Origin of the sequence: Streptomyces sp. McG3, from assembly GCF_018619185.1 — a bacterium.
GTDB lineage: Bacteria > Actinomycetota > Actinomycetes > Streptomycetales > Streptomycetaceae > Streptomyces.
Genome location: NZ_JAAXYC010000398.1, coordinates 1 through 6,092, shown reverse-complemented (window position 1 = coordinate 6,092; position 6,092 = coordinate 1). Strand labels below are relative to the sequence as shown.

At 72.0% G+C, this 6,092-nt stretch carries 6 protein-coding genes; 3 read left to right on the top strand and 3 right to left on the bottom strand.

Going from position 1 to position 6,092, the window contains the following annotated elements:
• Window positions 1-125: 125 nt before the first annotated feature.
• Window positions 126-1,436 (top strand): MFS transporter, encoded by a 1,311-nt coding sequence (locus HET64_RS35320; protein ID WP_215111329.1) that lies wholly within the window; start codon window positions 126-128, stop codon window positions 1,434-1,436.
• A gap of 57 nt (window positions 1,437-1,493) precedes the next feature.
• On the opposite strand, the gene HET64_RS35315 is transcribed toward HET64_RS35320, so the two are convergent.
• Entirely contained in the window at window positions 1,494-1,748 is a 255-nt protein-coding gene (locus HET64_RS35315; RefSeq protein ID WP_215111328.1) for a hypothetical protein, read from the bottom strand.
• Between the two features lie 58 nt (window positions 1,749-1,806).
• Here HET64_RS35315 and map point away from each other — a divergent pair, with 58 nt between their 5' ends.
• Complete coding sequence (gene map, locus HET64_RS35310) at window positions 1,807-2,664, top strand: type I methionyl aminopeptidase (protein ID WP_215111327.1); 858 nt, start codon at window positions 1,807-1,809, stop codon at window positions 2,662-2,664.
• Between the two features lie 207 nt (window positions 2,665-2,871).
• Complete coding sequence (locus tag HET64_RS35305; RefSeq protein WP_215111326.1) at window positions 2,872-3,537, top strand: heme oxygenase (biliverdin-producing); 666 nt, start codon at window positions 2,872-2,874, stop codon at window positions 3,535-3,537.
• 110 nt (window positions 3,538-3,647) lie between these two features.
• Here the strand turns inward: HET64_RS35305 and HET64_RS35300 are convergent, their stop codons facing one another.
• Both HET64_RS35300 and HET64_RS35295 read right to left on the bottom strand, forming a co-directional pair.
• Window positions 3,648-4,319: a PhzF family phenazine biosynthesis protein gene (locus HET64_RS35300; RefSeq protein ID WP_215111325.1), complete on the bottom strand. Its 672-nt coding sequence runs from the start codon at window positions 4,317-4,319 to the stop codon at window positions 3,648-3,650.
• Window positions 4,320-4,442: 123 nt separating this feature from the next.
• The gene (locus tag HET64_RS35295) at window positions 4,443-6,083 is read right to left on the bottom strand and encodes an HtaA domain-containing protein (RefSeq protein ID WP_215111330.1); all 1,641 of its coding nucleotides are present in this window, start codon (window positions 6,081-6,083) and stop codon (window positions 4,443-4,445) included.
• Window positions 6,084-6,092: the final 9 nt, after the last annotated feature.

Below are 6,092 nucleotides of genomic sequence, written 5' to 3'. Positions count from 1 at the left end.
CCCGCTCCCCCCTCGGTCCTCCGTTCGGGTGAGGGAGGGGTCGGCGGACCCCTTCGCCCGGCCCGGCGGGCGTCACGGAATATCGGCTTGCCCGAAACGCCCGGCAGTGCGGATCATGGCCCTTCGTGACCTCAGCGCCTCCCTCGCCCTCCCCCTCCTCACCGTCGTCGGCCCGGATCCGCGCCCTGCTGCCGGACCTCTCACCGTGGCGCTCCTCGGCGGACTTCCGGCTGCTGTGGGTCCAGGGCCTGATCACGTACTTCGGCAGCTTCATGGCCCTCATCGCGCTGCCGCTCCAGATCAAGGACCTCACGGGATCCCCGCTCGCGGTCGGGGCGATGGGCGCGGTGGAGCTGGTGCCGCTGGTGGTCTTCGGGCTGTACGGAGGGGCGCTCGCGGACTCGGTGGACCGCCGCCGGGTCATCCTGCTCACCGAGGCGGGGCTCGGGGTGCTCGCCGCGATCCTGCTGGTGAACGCGCTGCTCCCGGAGCCGTTGCTGTGGCCGCTGTACGTGGTGGCCGGCGGGGTGTCCGCGCTCGCCGGGCTCCAGCGGCCCGCGCTGGACTCCCTGATGGCCCGGATCGTTCCGCACGAGCAGCAGACGGCGGCGGCCGCGCTGAACTCGCTGCGCTGGCAGATCGGGGCCATCGCGGGCCCGGCGCTGGCCGGCCTGGTGGTGGCGTACGCCGGTCACGGCACCGCGTACGGGGTGACCGTGTGCACGTTCGCCGCCTCCGTCGTGCTCTGTCTGCGGCTCTCCCCCGCACCGCCGGCGCGGGACGCGCAGAAGCCGTCGCTGCGCGGGATCGTCGAGGGGGCGCGGTACGCCTGGAGCCGGCCGGTGCTGCTGGGGACGTACGCGATCGACATGGCGGCGATGTTCTTCGCCTTCCCGAACACGATCTTCCCGTTCCTCGCTGACGATCTGGACGCGGAGTGGTCGCTGGGGCTGATGTACGCGGCGGGCTCGGTCGGCTCGCTGGCGCTGGGGCTGACCAGCGGCTGGACGAGCCGGGTGCGCAGGCACGGGCTGTTCGTGGTGTTCGGTGCGACGGCGTGGGGGCTGGCCATCGCCGCGGCGGGCTGGTTCTCCAGCGTGTGGGTGGTGCTGCTCTGCCTGGCCGTCGCGGGGGCGGGCGACATGCTGAGCGGGCTGGGGCGGGCGACGATCTGGAACCAGACGATCCCGGAGGAGCTGCGGGGCCGGCTGGCGGGCATCGAGGTGCTCTCGTACAGCGTCGGCCCGCAGCTGGGCCAGGTGCGGGCCGGGGCGATGGCCGGCTGGACGGGGACCCGGTCGGCGATCTGGACGGGCGGGGTGGCGTGCGTGGCGTCGGTGGTGCTGTTGACGGCCGCGCTGCCGAAGTTGGTGCGGTACGACTCGGAGACGGATGAGGACGCGGTGCGGAGGCGGGGGGCTCGGGAGGAGGCGTGAGCCGTGCGCCCGGCCGGTGGCCGGCCCGCGCCCCCGCTCCTCAATCGCCGGACGGGCTCAATGTGACGGGCCCGGGTTGTCCCCGGGTGGGCTTGATCGGTCCGTGTTCTCGTCGTGCCACTTGGGGTCCGTGTCCCACTCCAGGTTCCGGTCGCGTGCCGTGTCCATCGCGTGTTGGGCCGCCTCGCGGGAGGTGTAGGGGCCGAACCGGTTCTGCGCCGGGCACTCCGGGCCTTCCTCGACCTTCTTGTGCTCCAGGCAGTAGTACCATTCGCCCGGTTTGCCTACCGTGCGCTTCTTGAACAGGGCCATCGACGGCTCCTTTCCTTATCGCCATGGTGCCCCGAGGCCGCTGGTTAGACTCGCTGGCATGTCTGGCCAGTCGCTTCTCGTACCAGGGGAGATCACTCCCGTCCGTTCCGTCCCCGGAAACATCCGGCGTCCCGAGTACGTGGGGAAACCGGCCCCGACGCCGTACACCGGCCCGGAGATCCAGGACTCCGACACCGTGGAGCGGATGCGCGTCGCGGGCCGTATCGCCGCGCAGGCGATGGAGGAGGCCGCCAAGCACATCGCCCCGGGGGTCACCACGGACGAGCTCGACCGGGTCGCCCACGACTTCATGGTCGATCACGGCGCGTACCCCTCGACGCTCGGCTACCGCGGCTTCCCCAAATCGCTGTGCACCTCGCTCAACGAGGTCATCTGCCACGGCATCCCCGACTCCACCGTGCTGCGCGACGGCGACATCGTGAACCTGGACGTCACCGCGTACATCAACGGCGTGCACGGCGACAACAACGCCACCTACCTCTGCGGCGACGTCGACGAGGCGTCGCGGCTGCTGGTCGAGCGCACCCGGGAGTCGCTGAACCGCGCCATCAAGGCGGTCAGGCCCGGGCGCCAGATCAATGTGATCGGCCGGGTCATCGAGTCGTACGCGAAGCGGTTCGGCTACGGGGTCGTCCGCGACTTCACCGGGCACGGGATCAACTCCTCGTTCCACTCCGGCCTGATCATCCCGCACTACGACAGCCCGCACGCCACCACGGTGATGCAGCCGGGCATGACGTTCACCATCGAGCCGATGCTGACGCTGGGCACCCACGAGTACGACCTGTGGGAGGACGGCTGGACCGTGGTGACGAAGGACCGGAAGCGGACGGCCCAGTTCGAGCACACGCTGGTGGTCACGGAGACCGGAGCGGAGATCCTCACCCTCCCGTAATCACCCCATCCTTCGCATAACAGCACCCTCCCCTCGTCTTCCGCGTAGCCTTTTACCGACAGGCAGTCGGGAACCAGTTGACTTAGGTAAACCTAAGTAGGAGGATCGGGCGTGTCGGCACGCGCCGCCGCACCGTCGCGGCGGCCGCTGCCGATATATCCGTCTCTTTCTGGACTTCCCGTCCCCCTCGGTCCCCGGAGGCCCGCCTTGGACGCAACCGCCACCGTCACTCCCTTCTCGACGCTCATCCGCACCGCGTCGCACGAGCAGCACACCGAGGCCGAGACCTCGACCTTCATGAGTGACCTGCTCGGCGGGCGGCTGGGAGTGGACGCCTACGCCCGCTACACCGAGCAGCTGTGGTTCGTGTACCGGGCCCTGGAGGAGGGCGCGGAGGCCCTGCGCGAGGACCCGGTGGCCGGCCCCTTCATCCAGCCGGAGCTGATGCGCTCCACCGAGCTGGAGCGCGACCTCGCGCACCTGCGCGGGGCCGGCTGGCGCGAGGGTGTCGAGCCGCTGCCCGCCACCGCCGCGTACGCGGCACGGGTCGCGGAGTGCGCGCGCACCTGGCCCGCCGGTTACATCGCCCACCACTACACCCGCTACCTCGGCGATCTCTCGGGCGGTCAGATCATCCGCGACAAGGCGGAGAAGACCTGGGGCTTCGAGCGCAAGGGCGACGGCGTGCGCTTCTACGTCTTCGAGGAGATCACCAACCCGGCCGCGTTCAAGCGGGGTTACCGCGAGCTGCTGGACGCGGTGAACGCGGACGACCTGGAGAAGCAGCGCATCATCGAGGAGTGCAAGCGGGCCTTCGCCCTGAACACCGCGGTCTTCCGCGAACTGGGCGAGGTCTTCCCGCTCAGCGCGTGACCCGGCGCGGGCGATCGCGCCCGTGAGCCGGCGGCTCCACCGGCTTCCGGTGGAGCCGCACGCGTGACCGGGGCAAGGACGGCCCGGCGGCGGGACGGCCCGTCCCGGGCTCAGCCCCGGACGGCCATCAGGACGCGGCCCCCTACCTCCACCGTGCCGTCCGGCGCGGGTGCGGTGAGGATCTGGGAGCCGCGTCCTTGGGTGATGTTCAGGGACCGGCCGAGCCGCGCGCTGAGCAGCAGGGCCGCCGCGCCCGTCGCCTCGTCCTCGACGATCGCCTCCCCACGCCTCGGGAAGGCCCGTGCGCGCACCCGGCCGGCCGCCTCGTCCTCCCAGGCCCAGGCGTAGAGCCACCCCTCGCCGGGCGGCGGGCCCGGCAGCGCCTCGATCTCGGCGGCGCTCCCGTACTGCTGGAGCGTGCGCGGCGGGACCCACTCCGGGCGGGCGGTGATCCAGGTGAACTCCCCGTCCTGGCGTGCGAACACGTCCCCGACCGCCAGCTCCAGTACCTCCAGGTCCAGCAGCCACGCGGTGCCCACCAGCGGGTGCCCGGCGAACGGCAGCCGGAGCCCCGGGGTGTGGATGTCCACCCGGCCGCGCTCCGGGTCGTCGACGAACACGGTCTCGCTGAAGCCCAGCCGCCGGGCGAGGAGTTGCCGGGAGGCCTCGTCGGGGTGGTCCCGTCCGTCGCGCACGACGCCGAGGGCGTTGCCGTACCGGCCGTCGGGTCCGCAGAACACCCGCAGGACGTCGATGCCCCGGGGTACGTCGTAGTCGCTCACGGGGGCATTCAAGCACTGCCGGGCGGAGCGGCGGGAACCGGCGGGGCAGGGCAGCGGGGCCGTACCGGCGAGCAACTGCTGCCGCCGGTACGGCCCCGGGCCGTTCGCAGGGTGCGGGGTGGATCAGGCGGTGGCGCCACGACGACGGCGCGCCGCGATCACGACGCCCGCGCCGGCCGCGACGACCACGCCCGAGGCGGCGATCAGGGCGCCGGTCGGGACATCGGAGCCGGTGGCGGCCAGGGCGCCGGAGCCGCCGACCGTGCCGCCGGTGGAGCCGCCACCGACCGTTCCACCGCCGCCGGTGGTGGAACCGCCGGTCGTGGAGCCGCCGGTGGAGCCCGAGCCCCCGGTGGAGCCGGACCCGCCGGTGGAGCCGCCCGGAAGCTGGGCGTCCTTGTCGAGGGAGACCGCGACGGTCAGGGCGTCGAGCTGCTCGCCCTGGTCGTAGAAGCCGCCGAACGCCTTGGCGCCGCCTGCGGTGAGGGTCGCCGGGACGGTCTTGAGGTTCACGATGCCGTTCTTGGCGGCGAGCGCGCCCGCAGGCACCTTCAGGTCGGCGAAGTCCACTCCGGTCACCTTGTTGACCTTGGGATTCGGGTTCGCTTCGGTCGGGAGCGCCTTGGTGGAGACGTCGGCGACGAGCTTGCCGGCGGTGCCCTTGACGTCGACCTTCAGGTTGGTGAGGGAGAGGTCGAGCTCGTACGCGCCGCTCTTCTCGTGGCCGAGGAAGCGCACCTGGCCCTGGAACGCGGCCTTCAGCGTGTTCTTGCCGGCGTCGAGGTGACCGGTGGCCCTGCTGAAGCGGTAGCCGTCGGGGACGGCGGTCGCGCCTCCGCTCGTCTCGACCTTGCCGCGCGCGATCGGACCGACGACGTAGGAGCGGAACTTCTCCTTGACGCCCCAGTTCAGGGTGCCGTCGACGACCGGGCCGGTGACGGGCGCGGCGGGCTTGGAGGCGGTCGGCGTCGGGACGGCGCTCGGCTCGCCGGTGGGCTCCTTGCTCGGGTCCTTCGACGGGTCCTTCGACGGGTCCTTGGACGGGTCCTTGCTCGGGTCCTTCGACGGGTCCTTCGACGGGTCCTTCGACGGGTCGTCGCTCGGGTCCGGGCCGGGCGCGGCGACCTTGACCGACAGGGTCGCCGCGTCGAGCGCGGAGCCCTCCTGGTAGAAGCCTCCGAAGGCGTCCACGCCGTCGGCGGTCAGCTTGGCGGGAATGTCCGAGAAGACCATCGCGCCGCCCGCGCCGCCGCCCCGCTCGGCGGCCGTCATGTCGAGCGCGGCGATGGGGGCGTCGTCCTTGGAGACGACGGAGCCGTCCATCTTCTTGCTGCTGAAGTCAGCGGTGATGGTGCCGGTCTGGCGGCCTGTGCCGACCTTGATGTCGCTCAGCTTGACATCGAGGACGCCCTCGTGGCCCTCGAACCGGACGCCGCCCTTGAACGCGGTCCTGGATTCGTGCGTCCCGGTGTCGTAGGTGCCCGTGCCGCCGGTGAAGGTGAACGCACCGTTGCCGGCGGCCTGCTGGGCGCCGTCCGTGACCGTGATCTTGCCGTGGGCGATGGGCCCGACCACGTACTTGCGGAAGTCCGCGTGAATACCCCAGTCCAGCGTGCCGTCGACCAGTTCCAGCTTCGGGGCGGCGGCGGGCGCGGCCTCGGAGGAGCCGTCGGCGGCGAGGGCGGGCAGGGCGAAGGCCGCGCCCAGGAGGGCGGCCGTGGCGACGGCCGCGGCAAGAGTTATGGGGCGGCGGGTTGCTGCCATGTCGGTGGG

Coding starts and splice junctions, on each gene's coding strand:
- HET64_RS35315 (WP_215111328.1), bottom strand. CDS start 1,748: ATGGCCCTGTTCAAGAAGCGCACGGTAGGCAAACCGGGCGAATGGTAC.
- map (WP_215111327.1), top strand. CDS start 1,807: ATGTCTGGCCAGTCGCTTCTCGTACCAGGGGAGATCACTCCCGTCCGT.
- HET64_RS35295 (WP_215111330.1), bottom strand. CDS start 6,083: ATGGCAGCAACCCGCCGCCCCATAACTCTTGCCGCGGCCGTCGCCACG.